The following is a 21562-nucleotide window of genomic DNA, read 5'->3' as shown; positions in this document are numbered from 1 at the left end:
TATGTCTGTAGCTTTGATGGGAACCTCTATCTTGTATTCCGCTTTCTTTTTTCTTATTGTTTACACTTGATGTGCAAATAAAGGGACACAGTATGCAGATAGAAATTAAATGCTTCGCCACACTTTCTGATTTTACACCGGAAGGAAATGCTCTGGCTGTTGATGATGGTGCAACCATCCAGCAGGTTATAGATACTCTCGGTATTACAGTAGAAGATGTGAAGATTATGTTCATTAACGGAAAGCACGAATCACTTGAAAGCGTGTTGAAGGAAGGAGATCGACTTGGTCTTTTCCCTGCCGTTGGTGGCGGTTAACAGCTTTGTTTATGACAAAAAAATGCCCTCAATTACGTATGTAGTTGAGGGCGTTTTTATTTACCATTCTTCAGAACCGGCGTTTTTTAGATCAACGGCGATACAACGAAGCAGACCATAGTCATATTTTCCCTGTAAGGCGGTATGCGCCCCTTTAATGCCAGTTCCGGTACCGATAGCCGCAGCAACCTCTGACCGGATAGATTCAATTTCTTCGGCTGCAAGTTGCGCTGTGACCGCTGCTAATTCAATTTCGCCCAACTCAACTGCTCGTGCAATGTGTCCGTAGACAGTTCCTTCAACAAGACTACGCTCGGCAGCAACTTGGTGGACATCTCCAAACTGTTTGAACAGATCAATCGATTTTTGCACGGTGTCGGTAATTGTTTTTCCGGCGTCTTTCTTTTTCTGCTTTGCAGCAGCTCGCTGCGGCAGTGGTGGAAGCGCCTCCGGTCTACCGTATTCTGCTTCAAAGTTGATAAGTACGGTCAACATAAGGTCACCATACATGGCAAGCTTTGTTTGACCGATACCGTGGATATTGCAGAGGTCGTCTTTTTGCGTAGGACGGTACGCTACAAGCTCAATAAGAGTCTTATCCGGCAGCACAGAGTACGGTGGGATGTTTTGTTCACGAGAGACCCGTGTACGTTCCATTTTGAGCAAGTCCAAGAGTTGGTTTGCATCAGGGAGACGCAGGGCATCCTGCATAGCCGCGTCTGTCTCTTTTTTGTCCACGTGCTTTACAGCTGTGGCGGAAAGAGATTCGCGGCGTAGCGAAATTGTTTTCTCACTACGTAAAATTTGCCAGCTTGCTTCATTAAGTCTCAGGCTGCCGTTTTCCGGATCAGATTCAAGCATCTGGGAAGCGACAAGCTGCCTGAACACACCTTTCCATGTTTCTTTCCCAAGCTCTTTACCACAGGCGAATGTCTTAATGTGGTTGTGCTCGTGCTCGGTAACACGTTTGGTGAGGTTACCGATTAAGATATCTGTGAGGTGTGTTGCACCAAACCGTTGACCGGTTCTGTAGACGCAGGACAGTGCTTTTTGTGCCACGATTGTGCCGTCCCACGTTTCAACCGGATACAGACAGGTGTCACAGTTTCCGCATTTTTCTTCGCGGTGTTCCCCGAAGTAGGAAAGGATAACGTTGCGGCGGCATTCGGTGGTTTCAACGAATCCGAGTAGGGAACTAAATTTGTGTTGCTCAATGATGGCGCGATTGGGCGCAGAGCGTGAGATCATACGACGTGCAAGTACAATATCTTGCAGGTTGTATAGAAGCAGCGCGTCTGCCGGAAGACCGTCACGACCTGCACGTCCAGTCTCCTGATGGTATGCTTCGAGACTTTTAGGTAGTCCAAGATGTACTACGAAACGTACGTTCGGTTTGTTGACCCCCATGCCGAAAGCAATGGTTGCAACCATGATGACGTTTTCTTCCATCATGAATTTAGACTGGTTGTGGTTACGCTGGATAGCACTCATGCCCGCGTGGTATGGCAGAGCATTAAATCCGGCATCAACGAGCTTGGAAGCGATATCTTCAACTTTTTTACGGGATTGGCAATATACAATGCCGGACTCATCTTTGTAGTTGGTGCGGATAAAGCCGAAAAGTTGATCAAGTCCGCGCTCACGGTTCTGAATAGAATAGGTAATGTTAGGACGGTCAAACCCTGTTGCAAAGGCAGGAGCTTTCTGAAGATGCAGCTGTTCTGCAATGTCTTTACGGGTAGGGTCATCAGCCGTCGCCGTGAGAGCGATAAGCGGTACCTGCGGGAAGCGTTCACGTAGAATAGAAAGGCGTGTGTACTCCGGTCTGAAGTCGTGACCCCATTGGGAAACACAGTGGGCTTCATCAATGGTAAACAGTGCCGGTTTGATTACATCCAGCATTGCGAGGAATACAGGAGTAACAAGACGTTCAGGAGCAACGTATACCATGTCCAGCTCGCCGTTGCGTAGCTGCTGCTCCACCATGCTCTGTTCTTGCGGACTTTGGGTCGAGTTTAGAAAAGCCGCCCGTACACCCATTTGCACTAACTCGTTCACCTGATCCTGCATAAGAGCAATCAGTGGTGAAACGATAATGCCTGTACCGTTACGAACGATGGAAGGTAACTGATAGCAAAGTGACTTGCCGCTGCCTGTAGGCATAATGACAAGCGCATCGCCACCATCAATCATATGATTGATGATTTCTTCCTGCTTGCCTCTAAAATCTCGAAAGCCGTATGTAGTCCGAAGAATATCTAATGGAGTCTGGTTCATTGTTCCCTCTTGTGTGCGGGAAGATAGCGCAGGAACGTATGGTTAGCAAAGCTTTTGAGGAATGATCGTAGTACCTCTGTAACGGGGTACAACCTCTATTGAAGACTACTTCTTTTTACTGAGTGAGTCTGCCCACGGGTAGTTAAGAAACCAGCCCGTTTCACACATAAAGGAATGTTTTGGACAATCTTCAGGAGTCAGAAACTCAGGCTTTTTTGGAAGCTCTGCTTCTGTAATTATTTTTCCACGGCATCGGCACCCAAGTGAGTATGGCGGGAGCATGGAAATAAGGTCAGGATGTGACGCAGGAATAATTTTATTGCTCAGATTTTCGCATGTCATGCATGCTTCCTGATTTGTCGGGATATCGCCGATATGATCCACTGTAATCTGGACATACAAACTGTTGTCTTCAAGTACACGTCGCATGGTATGCAGGTGAGCTGTTTTCCATGCCATGACGTTATCCATAAAGGCATTAACATCTTCCGAGGATGCATCGTGCTCTTCCATAAGCAGCCAGATAACCTGACCTGAAAGGCGGGTGAAGAGGGGGTGGAGATTGGAAAGTGTTGCATCGTCAGTTTGCATGAAGGATATCCTTTAATAAAATAGAGGCGGTGAATTGTTATTCACCGCCTCTATTAATTATGTGATCAGTGGACGTTTTGGCTAACAAAAGTAGCAAAGAGAGTCCAGCAAGATATCAAGGTAGCACTGACCTTTATGCAAATGTTACTGCATTATTTAGTGAAAGCTAACGGGATGATATCCTGAATGTGTGAAGCTGTGTGTACTTCAATTTTTTTGAGTAGATCAGCTGGAACATCTTCAAGGTCTTTTTCATTCTGTTTAGGAATGCATACTTGTTCCAATCCGCGAGCAACACCGGCAAGAATTTTTTCTTTGATGCCGCCAACAGGCAGAACGCGTCCGCGTAATGTAATCTCACCAGTCATACACAGGTTCTGATTCACAGGCTTGCCTGTAAGCGCAGAGATAAGTGCAATAAGAAGTGTTACACCGGCAGATGGACCATCTTTAGGTGTCGCACCGGCAGGAACGTGAATATGGATGTCATGCTTCTCAAGGAAGTCTGCATCAATAGTCAGTTCTGCTGCGTTTGCACGGGCGTAGCTGAGAGCTGCCTGAGCAGATTCTTTCATAACATCGCCAAGCTGACCTGTAAGTGTCAGTTTGCCTTTACCCTTCATAAGGGTAACTTCGATGTTAAGAATTACGCCGCCGTATGGAGTCCATGCAAGGCCTTGCGCAACACCCGGAATCATCACAGCATCTTTTTCTTCATCAATGAAGCGTGGGATACCGAGAAGTTTCTGAAGAGTTTTTGCTGTTACTTTGTAAGGACCAGCGGTGCCTTCTGCTTTTTGACGTGCAAGCTTGCGGCATACAGAGCCAATTTCGCGTTCAAGGTTACGCAGACCGGCTTCGCGTGTGTATTCCTGAACAATTTTGGACAGCACGTTGTCTGGAATAGAAACTTCATCTTTACCCAAGCCGTTTTCTTCTGCCTGACGAGGCAGCAGGTAACGACGTGCAATACGAGTTTTTTCCTGCATGGTGTATCCAGGAATCTGGATAATTTCCATGCGGTCACGCAATGGGCCAGGGATTGTATCCAACTGGTTTGCGGTGCAGATGAACATAACTTTGGACAGATCAAAAGGTACGTTTAAGTAGTGATCTGAGAAATTGTTGTTCTGTTCCGGATCAAGCACTTCGAGCAAAGCAGAAGAAGGGTCGCCTCTGAAGTCGGAGCCGAGCTTGTCAATTTCATCCAGCATGATAACAGGGTTACGTGTACCCATAAGTTTCATAGTCTGAATGATACGACCCGGCATAGCGCCAACGTAGGTGCGGCGATGGCCTCGGATTTCTGCTTCGTCACGCATACCGCCAAGGGAGATGCGCTGGAATTTGCGGCCAAGAGAACGGGCAATGGAACGTCCGAGAGACGTTTTACCAACACCCGGAGGGCCCGCGAAACAAAGGATAGGTCCTTTGGATTTTGGATTGAGTTTACGGACGGAAAGGTATTCAAGAATACGGTCTTTAACTTTTTCCAGTCCATAGTGATCTTCGTCGAGAATTTCCTGCGCTTTGAGGATATCAAGGCGATCACGAGACATTTTTTTCCAAGGCAGTTCAGAAAGCCACTCAAGGTAGCTGCGCACAACACTTGCTTCAGAAGATTCTGGATGCATAGCGGTTAGACGGCGTAACTGCTTAGTTGCTTCTTTACGAACGTCTTTAGGAAGACCTGCTTTGTTCAGTGCTTCTGCAAGCTCTTCAGCTTCTTCTTCAGCGCTTTCACCTTCACCGAGTTCGGTGCGGATAGCTTTAAGCTGTTCACGCAGGTAATAGTCGCGCTGTGCTTTATCCATACCTTCACGAGCCATGGACTGAATGCGTGCCTGTACATTAGCCACTTCAGATTCTTTCTGGAGCTGCTGATTTACGCGGTCAAGGCGTTCAATAGGATCGTTGCATTCGAGAATTACTTGTGCGTCCGGTACTTTCAAACGCAGATTTGCTGCAATCAAATCTGCAAGACGGCCCGGATCATGTACTGTGTTGAGAACAGACATAATTTCAGATGTTGCCACACCGCGCAGAGAGAGAATTTCTTCACTCTGTTCACGGACAGCACGCATCATTGCTTCTGTTTCAACGGAAATCTCTTCAATTTCGATTTCTTCCAGACCGTTTACTTCAGCCACAAGGTACGGATCTGTGCTGGTGAAACGTTCAATTTTTGCGCGGCTTACACCCTGCACGAGAACCTTAAGGCGCCCGTCAGGCATTTTAAGCATACGCATGATCATTACAACTGTGCCTGTAGTGTGCAGATCTTCAGGAGAAGGATCTTCTGTGGCCTCGTCCTTCTGTGTTGTAATCATCATGTAACGGCTACCGTTAAGGGCAGCGTCTACAGCCTGAATAGATTTTTCACGCCCGACAAAGAGCGGAAGTATCATATAGTTGAAGACGACAATATCTCGAACCGGCAGTACTGGAAGTTCCGCTGGAAATTCCGGTAAGGTGCCATCCATGTCGTGCTCTAACGCTCCGGAAAGAACTTCTTCTTCAGTTATGATCGGTGTGCTGTTCATCATATCTTCGGTCATCGGTGCCCTCCAAGCTGGGCAGAAACGGTGTTATATTTTCTTCTGCCATAGCCCTGGCAGTAAAATCCAATTAATGCATGGAAAACCCTGAGAGTGGTTCCCGTAAATTTGTATCACACGGTGTAACCGTGGCAACCTGACCCTTTATGGGCCCTTGCCAAAGTTCTTCTTCAAACTGTTGCAGGGTGGAAATGTCACCGTCTGCAACCAACTCAATACTCCCGTCAGGAAGATTACGTACCCAGCCATGCAGGCCTAACGAAAAAGCTGTGTGGTGTGTCCAATATCGGAAACCTACCCCTTGCACTTTCCCCGTTACTATATAGCGCTGTCTGGCCATGATACGCCTCCTTTGGAAGGTTTTACATGTGTCCCTCGTCTTTTAGGCTGTAGTACGTGTCCGCAGTAATAATGAGATGGTCGAGCAGTCTGATTCCTAATATGCGTCCAGCCTGAACAATATGCCGTGTTATTTCTATATCCGGAGAAGAAGGTGTTAGGTTCCCGCCCGGATGGTTGTGGACAATTACCAATGAACTGGCTTTGCGCTGCAATGCCTGCTCCATGAGCTCCCTTGGGTAGATCATGGTGGTATTAACTGTCCCGGTTGAAATTCGTTCCCACGAGATAAGTCTGTTCTGGTTGTCTAAAAAAGCAGCCCAGAACTCTTCTTTTTCTTTTCGGCCTAATCTAATGCGCGCCATTTCTGCCACTTCGGCAGGGCTGGAAAGCTGTTTTTTTTCTGAAATACCAGATTCCATGTATCGGGAGAAAAGTTCCCGCAACAGTTTCCAATGGCTTACAAGAGAGTCACCGAAGCCTTTAAGTTGACGCAGGTCTTCGTCCTGCGCATCAAGTACGCCTCGTAGGGTGCCAAAGCGGTTCAATAATTCTTTTGCAAGTGGCTTTGTATCAGAACGTAAAATTACCGTACCAAGTACAAGTTCAAGAATTTCGTAATCCGCCAGCGCCTGCTCGTCTTTGTTTAATTTTTCGCGCAGACGCTTTCTGTGTCCATGATAGTGAGCTTTTTCTGTCATAATAAACAGGAATTTCGCTGTGGCAAGCGGTAACAGGTGAATTTTAATTATATTTCAACAAAAAAAGGGCATCGAGACGAAAAAAATAGATGAGAAACGAAGAAAAAATGCAAAAAAGCTATTTTTGGGAAGTGAAAAGTGCAAGAAGACCGGCAACTAATATTTCCATTGCCTGCTCTGGTTTGCGCTCTCCAGTTTTGATTCCCATTTCGGCTTCAAGAGCTAAGTCCCATATCTTTGAAAGACGTACAGGACCAAGATTGGTGGCGAGACGCTTTTTTTGTTGCGCAATATTGGATGGTAACCGTACGTTTTCTCCTGCATACAGCTGCCATAGTATACGTGCTTCACGCAGGAGCATTGCAAGGAATGAAAAGATCATAGCATCACCGGCAGCTTGGCTGGAGATAACTTTTTTCCATACTTTTTCAGGAGCGCTACCGGATTGCAATGCGTTAATGAACGCGAATATGTCCATATCAGCATCATGCGAAATATCTTTAATATGCTCGTCCGTGATAGTGCGGGAATCTCCGGCAGCCAATGCAAGCTTATCCAGCTCGTTCTTTGCCGCGGAAGCATCCTGCGGTAACACATGCGAAAGGGCATTCACGATTTTTGTATCAATGAATATTTCATTTTTCGCTGCCCATTGCTCAATAAAGCCGCGCATGGCGCGCTCTGTAAGTCCGGCAGACTGCCACACCCATGCTTTCGTTTCTGCAAGTTGCCAGCATGGAAGTTTTTTAACAGCGGCAGGAATTTTTGGCTTACCTCTGTCGTATGGTGCTTCCAGACAAATGATGACCCATGCCAGAGGATTAAATTGTCCTAAGGCTGTACTTAACTTGCGCCACGCATCAATAGGAAGGTTCTGTGCGTTGCGAATTATAAGTACCTTGGGCGATGCGAACAACCCTTGCAATGTGAGATTTTCCCAGAAAACAGGCGGTAATCCTTCGTCACTCCAGTAGACGTGTTTTGCCCATGCTCCTTCAGGAGCAGGGTTGTCTTGCAACAGAGTGTCAATGTAGTTCTTCGTCAGCTGAATATCTGGGCAGACGCAAATGGAAAATCCGGGTCTTGGCATGGTTAGTCCTGTTTTCTCTTGTTCAAAAGGGACAGCAAGCACTAGTAGTAAGCTTTGCTTTGGATAAAAATGATATTTATGAGGTGGCGTAGTGTTGCCAACATAAAAGGCTCGAAGTAATAACTCCGAGCCTCTTTATATACAATGGTATCGCGTTGGTCTACGGTATGTACCGTACTGCTAGAATGTATTACGCATTTTATCGACCATAGCCTGAACAACTAAATTTGTAATTTGTGTGCCAGCAAAACGGGCATCAGATGTCGGGTATGAACGGGAAAGTGATGTACTGTTCGATGTCCAGATTTCTTCGTTTTTAGAGTCATACACAGTAGCACTGAATGTCAGAGTGATTGTGTATTCAAGAGTTTCTTCTTTAGTACCAAGAACTCGGCTATTGATAGTGAATCTTTCGATATCAATAACCATGCTGTAATCAGAGGACTCTGAAGCGGTCATCACAGCGATATTTCTATCGGTAATTTCGTCATACATGCAGGAACGAACAACCTGATTGATCCATGGGTAAATTGTAGAGTTTTTAACTTCTCTGATACGCATGGTTGAAGAGCCAGAGCCAAAAAGGCTTGGCTGGTTGTTTGTTAGGGAGTATCCGCAACCCGTAAGGGAAAGAGATGCAAGTAAGCAAAGAACGGCAAAGATGCGGGATGCAGAAGATAATGTAGGAAACGTCATACCAAGGTTCCTGTGTTGTTGTTTGTGTCAAAAAAAGAAAAAGCTTGTTGGCTCGGACATGTATAAGCAATGTGATACCAACGCGATAATTGATAGCAGATGAAGTGTGATTACGTCTAGCTTCGTATACGCTTAACGGGTAAATAGATGCCTCAAAAGTTATTTATATAAATGTATGCACGTAATTGTGTTTTAAGAATAATTCCGGAGTAGATATGCAAATATGGGTAGATGCAGATGCGTGCCCCAAGGTGATAAAAGAAGTTCTTTTTACGGTTGCTGTGCGACGTAAGGTTAAGACCACGCTTGTTGCAAATAGCCATTTGTCAGTTCCCTCTTCACCGTATCTTGATTTTATCCGCGTGGGTGCGGGGTTTGATGTGGCGGATAATGAAATTGTGGAGCTTGCAAATTCAGGTGACCTAGTCATTACCGCCGATATCCCCCTTGCTGATAAAATTGTTGAAAAGGGTGCAACCGCCCTGAACCCACGAGGCCAGCTGTATACGGAAGAGAACATTAAAGGTTTGCTTCGTATGCGTCATCTTATGGAAGAACTTAGAAGCGGCGGCATGGTTTCCGGCGGTCCAGCACCACTGGGTGCCCGTGATAAGCAGGATTTTACCAACCAGTTGGATAAGTTTGTGACTCGAAGATTGAAAGAAGAAGAGTAGCTTTTGATGTTGGGATAACAATAAAAACGACCTTGCAATGAGTCGGACCTTGTTTCCCTGACAGCTTTTGAAGTTCATTTTAAGAAAATACAAAACGCTCCAAGAGAAGTATCTCTGGGAGCGTTTTGTTTATTCAGAAGATGATGAGTTATTTTTTTTTCGCTTTTTCTTTGCGAAGGGGCTGGTGAGCACCTTTTTCGTCTTTCCGGCAGCAGAAGAAATTTTGGCACCGGATTTTTTTACACCGCGTTTCACGGTTGCGTCAGCATTTGTAACAGCACTGACTGTTTTTTTACCAACAGATTGTAGCCCGTTTGCTGTCGATGATGCCGCAGAGCTGATTCCGCTTGTTGCGGAGCTAGCAGCAGAAGTCGCAGCTGACGCTACTATTGAGATTCCACCGGTTACGGTATTTGCTGTGGCAGATATGCCTTTGCCTGCACAACCTGCGGCAGTAGAAACCCCTTTGGTTGCTGTACTTGCAGCGGCGGTAACACCTCGTGCGGCAGTGGATGTTACAGTTGTAACGCCTGTTGCCACACCACATGCAGCACTCTTTGATGCCTGCGTAATCGTTTTTCCTGTGGAAGATGCTCCAGACACAATCTTATCAGTCGTGTTTGAAACACATTCACGAGCTGAACGAAGGATCAGTTTTTTTTCTTTAGTTGGTTCAGATGTGTCGCGGCATTCTTCTGTGTTTTCATCAGCAGATGATTTAGAAGAAGAGCCGATGTTACGGACAGCATCCCATGCTTTTGCCATACTTCGTTTTACAGTTTTGGACGCGCCGGAAATAAGTAACTGTGCAACAGTGGAGATTGTGTCGCCAGAAGTGCGCATAAACATTGCTGCGGCTTCCCGCGTGGCCGATTTACGTATTTCTTTTTTGCTCAGTACATCGTCGTCTGTGTAAATGCTCATAAAATCACGGGCGATAATACCGCAACGTATGGTCAACAGTGAGTTCATGGAGCCATCAAGAATTGATGCAGTTACAACGGAAGCGACGGCCTGTGCTCCCGGAACACTTCCCATCACTGATGTCGCGACAAGTGGTCCAACTATTTGCTGTGTATATTCTTCCACAACAATATCTTCTATTGCACCAGCAAAGAAGGCGGTAGCGGCAACATTTTTATAAAGTGTTACAAGGTCGCTCATATGCGGACGCTGCGCATATAACTTTGTAATTTTATAGATTAGATGTGTGATGAGCGCGAACACAATAAGTGTGTCAAGCTTGCCGTTTTGTGCTGTTGCAGTGCCGATAAAGACTCGTTTAGACGTTTCTTCAATTAAGCGGTTTGCCTCAGTTTCAAGTGCCGCAATACCGTCTTTAATTTCCTGCTCTGTTTTACATGGGGCTAACTGTGTTTTAAGAAACGGGTTGCGCTGTAAGCGTTCAACATACGCACGGCGATATTCTTGAATTTGATCTTCCGTCGGGTCTTGTGGAATAATAAGTGGTTTGGGAAAGACAAATAAAGACAGACCTGCGTAGCCAAGTAATCCCAGCCCAAGTACGGTTAGTGACCAGAATACAAATGGCACATATGCTGGGTCGATGTATGCAAAAATGTCAGCGATAGCACGGATGCCGGAAAGCAACAAAGAACCAAGGGCGATGGAAATTACACCGCAAAGAATGATGAGAATAATTTTGATTTTTGAATGCATTTGAATCCAGAAAAAAAGTCCGTGTGCCAATGCACGGAGATGAAGTTGCGCGTTCTATACCTAATTTCTCGCGCATTGCTTTCAGAAAGTGAAGTTATTTTTTTGTAAGATTTTTGTGAGTACTGCAAGCTTGAAAAGATTTTCTGGGGACTCAATAGCATGTTTCGCTGCCTACCTTTGCAGACTCTACCAATAAAAAAAGGCTGTCCTAAATAAATAGGACAGCCTTTTTGTGTATTACGAAAGGTCATGGAGCGTAAGCCGCGAGGCATTATAAGCAACGTGCTGAGCTCGCAGTAAAAAGTCTTTGGAGATTCCTAAGAACTTTCTACTTAGAAAGGTTCTTAGGCCGCCGGAGGCTCGTCGAAGACCCACCGGAAGCAAACATCCTATCAAAAACTAGTTTGCTACGATATTAACAAGCTTGCCAGGAATAACGATCACTTTGCGGATAGTTTTTCCTTCAACGTGTTTTTGAACGTTAACATCATTTTTAGCGAGTTCTTCTACTTCGTCCTTACCTGCGGATGCAGGTACTTCGAGACGAGCACGAACTTTACCATTTACCTGTACTACAACTGTGAGCACGTCTTTAACCATTGCTTCTTCGCTGTAGGTTGGCCAGAGAGCGTGCACGAGACGTTCCTTGTGTCCAAGCTGTTCCCAGATTTCTTCACAAAGGTGCGGAGTGAACGGGGACATAAGGTTGATAACGGTGCTGATCGCAGAAGAAAGAACTTTACGGCCTTTTTCGTCGCCTTTCAGTGCGTCTTTAGCGAGGTAGAGTTCGTTAACCAGTTCCATAACTGCTGAGATGGCGGTGTTGAACTGGAAGCGCTGTTCGATATCATCGCCAGCTTTTTTAACGGTCTCGTGCTCTTTGAGACGAATGCCTTTTGCTTCTTTGCTTGTGCAATCGTCAGCAGTGGAAGAACAAGGTGCAACAGTGATCAATTCGCCTTCGAGTTCTTCAATAAGACGCCAAATGCGGTTTACGAAGCGGTAAGAACCGTCAATGCCGGTTTCAGACCATTCGAAGTCACGTTCTGGTGGTGCTGCGAAGAGGCAGAACAGACGAACAGTATCTGCGCCGTAACGTGCGATCATGTCAGTCGGGTCAACTACGTTGCCTTTAGACTTGGACATTTTAGAACCATCCATAAGTACCATGCCCTGAGTGAGCAGGTTTGCAAATGGTTCGTCAAAGGTCAGGTAACCGCAGTCACGCAGTGCTTTTGTGAAGAAGCGTGCGTAGAGAAGGTGAAGAATTGCGTGCTCAACACCGCCGATGTACTGATCAACTGGTGCCCAGTATTCGAGAGCTTCCGGAGTAAACGGAGCATCGTGGTTCTGTGCGTCAGTGTAGCGTGCAAAGTACCATGAGGATTCTACGAAAGTATCCATGGTGTCTGTTTCGCGACGTGCTGGCAGGCCACATTTAGGGCAGGTGCAGTTTACAAACTCTGGAGTGTCAGGAAGCGGGGAGCGACCATCTTCACGAGTCTGTACGTTCAATGGCAGTTCGATAGGAAGATTCTCTTCTTTTTCAGGAACAATGCCACATGCATCACAGTATACCACAGGGATTGGAGCACCCCAGTAACGCTGACGGGAGATATTCCAGTCACGCAGACGGTAGTTGATAGTTTTTTCGCCGCAGTTGTTTTCCTGCAACCAAACCGCAACCTTGTCTTTACCTTCTTCGTTGGTAATGCCTGTGAACTCACCGGAGTTTACCATCATGCCCGGTGCAGAGATTGCTTCGGTCATGGTGGCAGGATCAAGCTCTTCACCTTCTGGCTGAATAACTACCTGAAGTGGAAGGTCGTATTTGCGAGCAAATTCAAAGTCACGCTGATCGTGTGCAGGTACAGCCATAACAGCGCCTGTGCCGTAATCAACGAGAACAAAGTTAGCAACGTATACAGGAACTTTAGCGCCGTTTACTGGGTTGATGCAGTAAGCGCCGGTGAAGATACCTTCTTTTTCGAGGTTGTCAGAGGTACGTTCGATGCGATCCATGCTGGTGATGCGTTTTACGAATGCTCGTACATCATCAGCCTGTTCTTTACCTTCAATGAGCTTTTCCACCATTGGGTGTTCTGGTGCAAGACTCATGAAAGAAACACCGAAAACGGTATCCGGACGGGTGGTGAAGACTGGAATAGTTTCTTCAGAATCTTCAACGGTGAACGTAATTTCAGCACCGATAGATTTGCCGATCCAGTTTTCCTGCATGGAAATAACGCGATCAGGCCAGCCGCCTTTAAGCTTTTCAAGGTCGGCAAGCAGTTCTTCGGCGTAGTCAGTAATTCTAAGGAACCACTGTGCGAGGTCACGCTGTTCAACAACAGTGTCACAACGCCAGCAAAGGCCGTCTTCTACCTGTTCGTTAGCAAGAACGGTGTTACAAGTAGGACACCAGTTCTGAGCCTGACGCTTACGGTAGAGCAGACCTTTTTCAAGAAATTTGAGGAAGAATACTTGTTCCCAGCGGTAGTATTCTTTGTCGCAGGTAGCAAGCTCACGGCGCCAGTCGAATGAGTAACCAAGGCGTGAAAGCTGGGTACGCATGTTGTCGATGTTGGAGTGAGTCCACTTTGCAGGGTGGATGTTGTTTTTGATAGCTGCGTTTTCTGCAGGAAGACCGAAAGCATCCCAGCCCATAGGGTGCATTACGTTTTTGCCTTTCATACGCATGAAACGTGCTACAACATCACCGAGGGAGTAGTTACGAACATGACCCATGTGGATGTTGCCGGAAGGGTACGGGAACATTTCCAACACATAGTGTTTAGGTTTGTCCGAAGTATGATCGGTGTGGAAATCGCCGTTGGTAGCCCAAGTTTGCTGCCACTTAGTTTCTATGGCTTGCGGATCGTATTTCATTCCGACAGTTCCTTTAATCTTTCGCTCATTAAAAAGGTCTGTTGTAAAAAAGAGTCATGGAGAGATGCCTCCGGCGGGAGGGCTCTGCCCTTCACCCGCAAGGGGGACGCCCCCTTGACCGCGCCTACGAAAGGTTCCTGTGCGAGTCGCAGTGGGGATGACCATACGTATGTAAACAACAGTTTTTTGATTCTTTATAAAATGTACGTAGTTACACAGAAAGTATCTGCTCATTACGAGCAATTTGAACTGTCTGGAACATCATATTTATTTTTAATGTCTTGCAATACAAAACAACCTGTTCTTCGGCAAGAGAAGGAGCTTTGTTTTACGCAAAAATGTCATTTTTAACGGGATATGCCCGGGCTCCTTTTTTAAGGAGTCCGGGCACAAAAAAACGCTATATATGAAGGCGACTGAAAAGCGATAGGTAAAGAAGCCGGAATCGTGATCAAGGGGTATCCCCTTACGGATGCAAGGCAGAATCTGCCCGCGCAGGCGTCTTTAATATATCGTAACTTTTAGTACTTAAGTTCCAGTGTGCCATCATCCAGAGCTTTTGCAGCAGCGTCTAGGAGACCGTTAACAAAAGGACGGGAACGGTCGTCACCAAACTGTTTTGCAAGTTCGATAGCTTCGTTGATTGCAACTTTAGGTGGAATGTCTTCGCGGTAGAGCATTTCAAAAATTGCAAGGCGGAGCAGGGTGATTTCAATTTTACCGATACGTTCCACTTTCCAGTGGCGGGAGAACTGAGCGACCACTTCGTCGAGAGCGCGGTAGTTACTCCACACGCCTTCGATAAGCTCCCAAGTGAAGCCTTCCGGCTGACACTGAGCATCTGGCTTGTCGGCATTGTCAGGCGAGATCATGTACGCTTCCTGCAAGGACTCGATGGTCATAGCAGGAGAAAAATTCAAGCCGTACAGAAACTGAAATGCCTGTGAACGAGCCAACTTGCGAGGTGTTTTTTTTTGGTTTATTAGCCATATATTACAATTGCTCCAGAACACGGTATGTTTCAAGCATGGCGGATGCGGCTTCAACGCCTTTGTTGCCGCCTTTGGAGCCAGCGCGTTCGATTGCTTGTTCGAGGGAATCACAAGTGAGCAGGCCGAAACCAACAGGAGTGTCGGAATCAAGGCTAACTTGAGCAAGACCCTTCGCACATTCATTACATACAAAATCAAAGTGAGGAGTAGCGCCGCGAATAACCGCGCCAAGTGCTACGATGCCGTCATATTTACCACTAGCAGCCAGTTTTTTAGCAGCGATTGGCATTTCAAATGCGCCAGGAAGTTTAACAATAGTCATGTCTTCGCGGCTACCGCCGTTGCGAGCTAAGTAATCTACTGCGCCACCGACAAGACGATCAACAACGAAATCGTTGAAACGTGTTGCAATGATTGCAATTTTAAGACCTTTAGCGTCGAACTGACCTTCGATAGTTTTGATATGATGCATAGTATAATCTCCTTCTTGAGACCGACTTTTACTCCAGCAGCAAAAGCGGGTCGGTAAGTATAGAACAAGCTCCCTAGCCCTGAAAAGAACTATTTTTAGGGCTAGGGAGCGTATTGTTAATTCAAATAATGGTAACTACTCAGAATCGTTAAGATGTTCGAGCATGTGTCCCATTTTTTCTTTTTTTAGTGCGCAGATAATCTACATTGAATTCGCAGGCGTTCATTTCAATAGGAACGCGTTCAACTACTTCAATTCCGTAGCCTTCGATGCCTACAATTTTTTTAGGGTTGTTGGTCATCATACGCATCTGGCGTACGCCAAGGTCTACCAGCATCTGTGCGCCGATGCCGTAGTCACGAAGGTCAGCTTTAAAGCCGAGTTTTTCGTTTGCTTCTACGGTGTCGTAGCCCTGATCCTGAAGGTTGTACGCTTTAATTTTGTTGGCAAGACCGATACCGCGTCCTTCTTGACGCATGTACAGGATGATGCCCTGATCTTCTGCCTGAATTTTACACATTGCATTTGCAAGCTGGTCGCCACAATCACAACGCATGGAGCCGAGCACGTCACCAGTGAGGCATTCGCTGTGAACGCGCACAAGTACTGGTTTGCTGGAATCAATAGGACCTTTTACAAGGGCAATATGAGTTTCCGGCTCGAGTTCATTTTCGTATGCGATGACTTTAAATTCACCGTACTTGGTCGGCATTTCTGCTTCAGCTACGCGTGTGACGGAAAGTTCGTCAGGGCGCATGCGGTAGCGGATAAGATCGCGAATGGTTGCGATTTTCATGTCATGCTTTTCAGCAAATTCAACGAGATCAGGCATACGTGCCATTTCACCGTCGTCTTTCATGATTTCGCAAATAACTGCTGCACCTTTAAGGCCGCCAAGTTTCGCGAGATCTACAGAACCTTCTGTCTGACCTGCACGAACGAGTACGCCGCCTCTCTGGGCACGCAATGGGAAAATATGACCCGGGGTGACAATGTCATCCGGTTGTACGTCGTCTTCAATAGCTGCAAGAATAGTAGTTGCGCGGTCTTTAGCAGAGATGCCGGTTGTTACGCCAGTACGAGCTTCAATAGAAACTGTAAAGTTGGTGCCGAATTTGGAACCGTTGCGCTGGGTCATCATAGGCAAATTGAGTTTGTCTACCCATTCCGGTGCGAGTGCGAGACAAATAAGTCCGCGACCGTGCGTTGCCATAAAGTTAATAACTTCAGGTGTTACATGCTCAGCAGCAATAGTAAGATCACCTTCGTTCTCGCGGTCCTCGTCATCTACGAGAATAACCATCCGACCTTTTTTAATCTCTTCAATGGCCTCTTCGGCCGTACACATTGGCATTGGCGCACCTCGTTGTATTTTCTTAAACTGCATGTCCCACGAAGCAGATTAATGAATGCAAAAATTAGAATCCATTCTTTCTGAGAAACTCTTCAGTAATAGAGCTGGGAGCAGATTTCTCCTGCGTTGCATTGGGCTGCCATGCACCAAGCATACGCTGAACGTATTTTCCAATAACGTCCGTCTCTATATTAACACTGTAACCCGATTTCCACTGGGCTATTGTGGTAATTTTCTGAGTTTCAGGGATTATGTTTACTTCCAGAAAACTGTTTCCACAAGCATTAACTGTGAGGCTAATCCCGTCCAGAGTCACTGAACCTTTAGGGATAACCTGTGTATCAAACTCCTGCGGGAAAGAAATTCTGTAGATTTTGGAAAGTCCTGCCGGACGAACCGAATCCACAGTGCCGATACAGTCAACGTGTCCACTTACGATGTGACCGCCAAGGCGATCCCCCATTGCAAGAGCGCGTTCAAGGTTAACATTGCTACCGGTTTTGAGTTTACCAAGGTTGGTAAGCCCCATTGTTTCTGCGGATGCATAAACAGTGAACCAGTCCGCACCGAAATCTTCAACGGTCAGACACACGCCGTTTGTCGCTATAGATTCACCGAGTACAAAGTCGGTTAATGTGCAGCGTGGCTTGATTGTAAGGCGAGTTTCCTTGCCCATATTCTGAATAGAACGGATTTCGCCCTGTCCAAGAATGATTCCTGTGAACATACTAAATTTCCTGTCGGCGTAATGTCAGTATAACATCTTCGCCGCTAAGTTCCGTATTTATAATTCGTAAGCGGAGCGCTTCATCCATGGTTGCTATGGTTCTACCAGAAAATATATCGGGTGCGCTGTGATCTCCGACAATTTTTGGAGCCATATGCAACTGAAATTCGTTTACGAGATTGTTCTCAAGAAGCGATAATGCCAATTTTCCCCCGCCTTCGCAAAGGGTGTAGTGGCAGTTTTTTTCCTGACGCAGCCAAGCGAGCCCCGCAGCAAGGTCGAGTTTGCCGTCTTGTTCGGGTAAACCTTTCACAGAACAGCCTAACGATTGCAACTTGCTTGCTGCTTCAGATAAGGCTGATTTTTCGTTTGTCCAGAAAATAACTTGCTCTGGGCGATCTTGCAGAAGGGTGAATTGCGCAGGGTTTTCGGGCAGACGCTTCGTGACTATTACTGCGAACGGCTGTTGCTCAACGCCTTCAAGACGACAGGTCAGCTGAGGATTGTCTGCGTAGAAGGTTCCTCCGCCCACGATTACTGCATCAACTTTTTTTCTTAGCTCATGAACTCGTTTGCGAGATTCTTCACCACTTATCCACTGGGAGTGTCCCGTGCGGGTGGCAATTTTGCCGTCTAATGTTGAAGCGAGTTTCAATGTAGTAAACGGGAAGGGGGTCTGAACCCATGTGAGGAAGTCTGACACGAGTTCGCGGCATTCTTCTTCCAGCATTCCGGTTTCAACATAAACCCCGTTTTCGCGTAAGAACTCTGCACCACCTTTAGCTTTCGGATTCGGATCCAGAAGTCCGATAACAACACGCTTAATACCGGCTTCTAAAATGGCTTTAGAGCAAGGTGGTGTTTTACCGTAGTGGTTACACGGTTCAAGCGTTACGTACATTGAGCAGTTTTGGGGAGAAATGCCTTTTTCTACAGCGTCCCTGAGGCATTCAATTTCTGCATGTGGTTGTCCACAAGCAGTATGGTACCCTTCAGCAACAATTTGTCCGTGCTGAACCAACACAGCACCTACCGTCGGGTTAGGTGCTGCTGCGCCGCGTCCGTTTTCTGCAAGGGCAATTGCCCGACGCATAAAATGGGCGTTAGGATGCTGCATTGACGCCTCGAACTACGTGGTCAATTTTAATGAATGGCACACCGGCTTCTTTTACCATACCTGCGGCAAGTTCATCATTGTATCCCTCAACATAGTAAACGGCTTTGATGCCGCAGTTGAGGAGCATTTTTGTACAGATGAGGCACGGCATGGTGGTGCAGTAAATTTCTGCTCCATCGAGTGATACTCCGTGGACAGCTGCCTGAATAATTACATTCTGCTCTGCATGGAGACCTCGACACATTTCATGTCGTTGACCGGAAGGAATGCCAAGTTCTTCACGAAGACACCCAATATCGAGACAATGAGATGTGTTAGCAGGTGCACCGTTATAGCCGGTTGCAAGGATGCGCTTATCTTTAACTGCAATTGCGCCGACTTTACGGCGAATGCAGGTGGAGCGCTCAGCAACCATATAGGTGATATCCATAAAATATTGAGGCCAAGGAAGTCTCTGTTGCATTGATATTAACTCCAACCGGTGGTGTTTCTAATGTAATGGTATTTAACAAAAAATTTTTAGGAACATATAGGATATGTGTGTGACATGCCGCAGTCAAGGCACCATATAGAATTTAGAAATACGCCCAAAGTATAAAAGCTTACAAGTCTGAAATTTGGATAAAAAAAAGGCCGGGGATGTTATCCCCGGCCCCGTGCTTTTACCAAGCAAAAAGCGGGAATTGACGCGTAAACGCCGTAACCTGCTTATGAATCTCAGCAAGGTATGCATCGTCGTCGATGTGCTTAAGCGCATCAACCATCCATGCACCTACTCGCTGCATGTCTGCTTCTTTCATACCGCGGCTGGTAAGCGCCGGTGTACCAATACGGATACCGGAAGTTACGAACGGGCTGCGGGTTTCAAAAGGAACAGTGTTTTTGTTGGTAGTAATGCCAGCTTTATCAAGAGCAAGCTGCGCATCTTTACCGGTAATGTCTTTGTTGGTGAGGTCGATGAGAAGGAGGTGGTTGTCTGTACCGCCGGAAACCAGATCAAAACCTTCATCAAGAAGAGACTGACCAAGAGTTGCAGCGTTAGCAACAACCTGCTTCTGATAAACCTTGTACTCAGGACGTAATGCTTCGCCAAAAGCAACAGCTTTAGCAGCAATAACGTGCATGAGTGGGCCACCCTGAATTCCAGGGAAGATCTGGCTGTTCAATTTCTTGCCCATATCTTCAGTGGAAAGGATCATACCGCCGCGTGGACCACGCAGGGTTTTGTGGGTGGTAGTAGTAGTTACGTGCGCATGTGGAATTGGAGAGTTATGCAAGCCAGCTGCAACTAAGCCTGCAATGTGAGCCATATCCACAAAAAGTTTAGCACCTACTTCATCTGCAATCGCACGGAACTTAGCGAAATCAATCTCTCTAGGGTATGCACTCGCACCGGCGATGATTACCGCTGGTTTGTGTTCTTTTGCAAGCTCGAGAACGTTATCGTAATCAATACGACCAGTTTCACGATTTACACCGTAAGCTTTAACGTCAAAGAACTTACCGGAGAAGTTGACAGGACTGCCGTGGGTAAGATGTCCCCCGTGAGAGAGATCCATACCGAGTACAGTATCGCCTGCGTTGGCGATGGCATAGTAAGCTGCCATGTTAGCCTGGCTGCCGGAATGCGGCTGCACGTTAACATATTCTGCACCAAAGATTTCTTTTGCACGTTCAATAGCGATGGTTTCGGTTACGTCTACGTACTCACAACCACCATAGTAACGTTTGCCCGGGTAGCCTTCAGCGTACTTATGAGTAAGTACGGAACCCTGAGCCTGGCGTACTGCTGTTGATACAAAGTTTTCTGATGCGATTAATTCAAGACCACCGGTCTGACGATCGATCTCTTGAAAAATGGAACGGCCTACTTCGGGATCTTGGATAAAGACTTCATCCATGAGTGATGCCCCTTACTATTTAAATGAGGAAGAAAAAGGGCGTACACAGCTACAAGCTGCATACGCCCACACATTTACCCGTCGAAACGCTTGAACAGCACACTTGCGTTAGTGCCGCCAAAGCCGAAGTTGTTGCTGAGTACGTACTCAGCTTGATACTTCTCTGAACCATTCCCCATGTAATTCAGATCGCATTCAGGGTCAGGAGATACTTGGTTAGCTGTTCCTGGAACAAGTCCTTTATCGAGTGTCAGGCAGGAGAAGACTCCTTCCATGCCACCAGCAGCACCTAAAAGGTGTCCAGTCTGAGACTTGTTCGCAGAGATACGCAGCTTGTACGCATGGTCTCCAAAGACTTTTTTCATCGCTCCGGTCTCTGCTTTATCGTTAAGATAAGTAGAGGTTCCGTGTGCGTTGATGCAGTCCACAGCGTCAGTCGTGATACCAGCTTCTTCAATAGCGTCGATCATTGACTGAGCCATTCCTTCGGAATCTTCACGTGGTGCAGTCATATGGAATGCATCACTAGTAGAACCGAAGCCCACAACTTCTGCGTAAATTTTTGCACCGCGAGCTTTTGCAGAATCGTATGATTCCAGCAAGAGAAGGCCTGCGCCTTCGCCGACGATGAATCCAGAGCGTTCCTTGTCGAATGGACGGGAAGCGTTAGTCGGTTCATCGTTACGGTTGCTGCAAAGTGCTTTAAGCGCGGTAAAGCCGGATACACCCATAGGGGTGATAGTGGATTCTGTACCACCTGTGATTACAGCATCACAGCGTCCGGATCTAATATCTTCAAATGCATGGCCGATTGCGTGGGTACCGGATGCACAAGCACTGGTGAATACAAGGTTTGCACCTTTTGCGCCAGTGAAAATGGATACCTGTCCCGGTGCCATGTTAGAGATCAGCATTGGAATCCAGAATGGGCTGATCTTGTTTGGGCCTGCGCTTGTGAGTTTGCTGTGGAAGGTTTCGATGGTGTTAAGACCACCAAGACCAACGCCGAGCATAACACCAACGCGTTTAGCATTTTCGTCTGTGATTTCGTATTCAGAGTTTGTCATGAGCTGTTGTGCACATGCTACAGCAAACTGTACGAAACGATCCATGCGACGAGCTTGTTTTGGCGGAATATGGTCTGCCTGCAACAAAATCTTTAACTTCGCCAGCAATTTGTGAATTAA

The 21562-nt window shown here is 46.6% G+C and carries 17 protein-coding genes and 2 pseudogenes; 2 read left to right on the top strand and 17 right to left on the bottom strand.

The genetic code is table 11. From position 1 onward, the window contains the following. Positions 1–92 precede the first annotated feature (92 nt). A complete protein-coding gene (locus tag MKHDV_RS09265) occupies positions 93–317 on the top strand; it encodes a MoaD/ThiS family protein (RefSeq protein ID WP_160714564.1) in 225 nt (74 codons plus the stop codon). Positions 318–377: 60 nt separating this feature from the next. On the opposite strand, the gene recQ is transcribed toward MKHDV_RS09265, so the two are convergent. The 7 genes from recQ to lptE form a co-directional block, all read right to left on the bottom strand. Next, positions 378–2594, bottom strand: a complete 2217-nt coding sequence (gene recQ / locus MKHDV_RS09260) for a DNA helicase RecQ (protein ID WP_160714562.1) — start codon at positions 2592–2594, stop codon at positions 378–380. A 105-nt stretch (positions 2595–2699) separates the two neighbouring features. After that, positions 2700–3185 (bottom strand): hypothetical protein, encoded by a 486-nt coding sequence (locus MKHDV_RS09255; RefSeq protein ID WP_160714560.1) that lies wholly within the window; start codon positions 3183–3185, stop codon positions 2700–2702. Positions 3186–3337: 152 nt separating this feature from the next. Then, the gene (gene lon / locus MKHDV_RS09250) at positions 3338–5743 is read right to left on the bottom strand and encodes an endopeptidase La (RefSeq protein ID WP_160714558.1); all 2406 of its coding nucleotides are present in this window, start codon (positions 5741–5743) and stop codon (positions 3338–3340) included. A gap of 70 nt (positions 5744–5813) precedes the next feature. Beyond that, positions 5814–6083: an acylphosphatase gene (locus MKHDV_RS09245; RefSeq protein ID WP_160714556.1), complete on the bottom strand. Its 270-nt coding sequence runs from the start codon at positions 6081–6083 to the stop codon at positions 5814–5816. Between the two features lie 22 nt (positions 6084–6105). Further along, a complete protein-coding gene (gene radC, locus MKHDV_RS09240; RefSeq protein WP_160714554.1) occupies positions 6106–6783 on the bottom strand; it encodes a DNA repair protein RadC in 678 nt (225 codons plus the stop codon). 118 nt (positions 6784–6901) lie between these two features. After that, positions 6902–7873: a DNA polymerase III subunit delta gene (gene holA / locus MKHDV_RS09235; RefSeq protein WP_160714552.1), complete on the bottom strand. Its 972-nt coding sequence runs from the start codon at positions 7871–7873 to the stop codon at positions 6902–6904. 180 nt (positions 7874–8053) lie between these two features. Next, complete coding sequence (gene lptE / locus MKHDV_RS09230; protein WP_160714550.1) at positions 8054–8569, bottom strand: LPS assembly lipoprotein LptE; 516 nt, start codon at positions 8567–8569, stop codon at positions 8054–8056. A gap of 215 nt (positions 8570–8784) precedes the next feature. Between lptE and MKHDV_RS09225 the strand changes: the two genes are divergently transcribed. Further along, positions 8785–9243, top strand: a complete 459-nt coding sequence (locus MKHDV_RS09225; protein WP_160714548.1) for a YaiI/YqxD family protein — start codon at positions 8785–8787, stop codon at positions 9241–9243. A 129-nt stretch (positions 9244–9372) separates the two neighbouring features. Here MKHDV_RS09225 and MKHDV_RS09220 read toward each other — a convergent pair whose 3' ends face one another. The 10 genes and pseudogenes from MKHDV_RS09220 to fabF form a co-directional block, all read right to left on the bottom strand. After that, the gene (locus tag MKHDV_RS09220) at positions 9373–10923 is read right to left on the bottom strand and encodes a DUF697 domain-containing protein (RefSeq protein WP_160714546.1); all 1551 of its coding nucleotides are present in this window, start codon (positions 10921–10923) and stop codon (positions 9373–9375) included. A 399-nt stretch (positions 10924–11322) separates the two neighbouring features. After that, positions 11323–13812, bottom strand: coding sequence for a leucine--tRNA ligase (leuS, locus tag MKHDV_RS09215; RefSeq protein ID WP_160714544.1), 2490 nt, complete (start codon positions 13810–13812; stop codon positions 11323–11325). 521 nt (positions 13813–14333) lie between these two features. Further along, a complete protein-coding gene (nusB, locus tag MKHDV_RS09210) occupies positions 14334–14795 on the bottom strand; it encodes a transcription antitermination factor NusB (protein ID WP_160714795.1) in 462 nt (153 codons plus the stop codon). A gap of 10 nt (positions 14796–14805) precedes the next feature. Beyond that, positions 14806–15276: a 6,7-dimethyl-8-ribityllumazine synthase gene (ribE, locus tag MKHDV_RS09205; RefSeq protein WP_160714542.1), complete on the bottom strand. Its 471-nt coding sequence runs from the start codon at positions 15274–15276 to the stop codon at positions 14806–14808. Between the two features lie 135 nt (positions 15277–15411). After that, positions 15412–16630 (bottom strand): annotated as a pseudogene (locus MKHDV_RS09200) (bifunctional 3,4-dihydroxy-2-butanone-4-phosphate synthase/GTP cyclohydrolase II). 64 nt (positions 16631–16694) lie between these two features. Then, positions 16695–17357 (bottom strand): riboflavin synthase, encoded by a 663-nt coding sequence (locus MKHDV_RS09195; RefSeq protein WP_160714540.1) that lies wholly within the window; start codon positions 17355–17357, stop codon positions 16695–16697. A 1-nt stretch (position 17358) separates the two neighbouring features. After that, positions 17359–18474 (bottom strand): bifunctional diaminohydroxyphosphoribosylaminopyrimidine deaminase/5-amino-6-(5-phosphoribosylamino)uracil reductase RibD, encoded by a 1116-nt coding sequence (gene ribD, locus MKHDV_RS09190; protein WP_160714538.1) that lies wholly within the window; start codon positions 18472–18474, stop codon positions 17359–17361. Further along, the gene (locus MKHDV_RS09185) at positions 18461–18937 is read right to left on the bottom strand and encodes a cytidine/deoxycytidylate deaminase family protein (RefSeq protein WP_160714536.1); all 477 of its coding nucleotides are present in this window, start codon (positions 18935–18937) and stop codon (positions 18461–18463) included. Before MKHDV_RS09185 ends, ribD begins: the two co-directional genes overlap by 14 nt. A gap of 199 nt (positions 18938–19136) precedes the next feature. After that, a complete protein-coding gene (glyA, locus tag MKHDV_RS09180) occupies positions 19137–20375 on the bottom strand; it encodes a serine hydroxymethyltransferase (RefSeq protein ID WP_160714534.1) in 1239 nt (412 codons plus the stop codon). A gap of 74 nt (positions 20376–20449) precedes the next feature. Next, positions 20450–21562 (bottom strand): annotated as a pseudogene (gene fabF, locus MKHDV_RS09175) (beta-ketoacyl-ACP synthase II); the annotation flags it as partial.

It is taken from the genome of Halodesulfovibrio sp. MK-HDV (assembly GCF_009914765.1).
In the GTDB taxonomy this organism is placed as follows: Bacteria; Desulfobacterota; Desulfovibrionia; order Desulfovibrionales; family Desulfovibrionaceae; genus Halodesulfovibrio.
The sequence above is the reverse complement of the archived record's forward strand: the minus strand, read 5'-3'. Positions and strand labels throughout refer to the sequence as shown.

Excerpts from the sequence above, each read along its gene's own strand:
- MKHDV_RS09265 (WP_160714564.1), top strand. The coding sequence starts at position 93 with ATGCAGATAGAAATTAAATGCTTCGCCACACTTTCTGATTTTACACCG.
- recQ (WP_160714562.1), bottom strand. The coding sequence starts at position 2,594 with ATGAACCAGACTCCATTAGATATTCTTCGGACTACATACGGCTTTCGA.
- MKHDV_RS09255 (WP_160714560.1), bottom strand. The coding sequence starts at position 3,185 with ATGCAAACTGACGATGCAACACTTTCCAATCTCCACCCCCTCTTCACC.
- lon (WP_160714558.1), bottom strand. The coding sequence starts at position 5,743 with ATGACCGAAGATATGATGAACAGCACACCGATCATAACTGAAGAAGAA.
- MKHDV_RS09245 (WP_160714556.1), bottom strand. The coding sequence starts at position 6,083 with ATGGCCAGACAGCGCTATATAGTAACGGGGAAAGTGCAAGGGGTAGGT.
- radC (WP_160714554.1), bottom strand. The coding sequence starts at position 6,783 with ATGACAGAAAAAGCTCACTATCATGGACACAGAAAGCGTCTGCGCGAA.
- holA (WP_160714552.1), bottom strand. The coding sequence starts at position 7,873 with ATGCCAAGACCCGGATTTTCCATTTGCGTCTGCCCAGATATTCAGCTG.
- lptE (WP_160714550.1), bottom strand. The coding sequence starts at position 8,569 with ATGACGTTTCCTACATTATCTTCTGCATCCCGCATCTTTGCCGTTCTT.
- MKHDV_RS09225 (WP_160714548.1), top strand. The coding sequence starts at position 8,785 with ATGCAAATATGGGTAGATGCAGATGCGTGCCCCAAGGTGATAAAAGAA.
- MKHDV_RS09220 (WP_160714546.1), bottom strand. The coding sequence starts at position 10,923 with ATGCATTCAAAAATCAAAATTATTCTCATCATTCTTTGCGGTGTAATT.
- leuS (WP_160714544.1), bottom strand. The coding sequence starts at position 13,812 with ATGAAATACGATCCGCAAGCCATAGAAACTAAGTGGCAGCAAACTTGG.
- ribE (WP_160714542.1), bottom strand. The coding sequence starts at position 15,276 with ATGCATCATATCAAAACTATCGAAGGTCAGTTCGACGCTAAAGGTCTT.
- MKHDV_RS09195 (WP_160714540.1), bottom strand. The coding sequence starts at position 17,357 with ATGTTCACAGGAATCATTCTTGGACAGGGCGAAATCCGTTCTATTCAG.
- ribD (WP_160714538.1), bottom strand. The coding sequence starts at position 18,474 with ATGCAGCATCCTAACGCCCATTTTATGCGTCGGGCAATTGCCCTTGCA.
- MKHDV_RS09185 (WP_160714536.1), bottom strand. The coding sequence starts at position 18,937 with ATGCAACAGAGACTTCCTTGGCCTCAATATTTTATGGATATCACCTAT.
- glyA (WP_160714534.1), bottom strand. The coding sequence starts at position 20,375 with ATGGATGAAGTCTTTATCCAAGATCCCGAAGTAGGCCGTTCCATTTTT.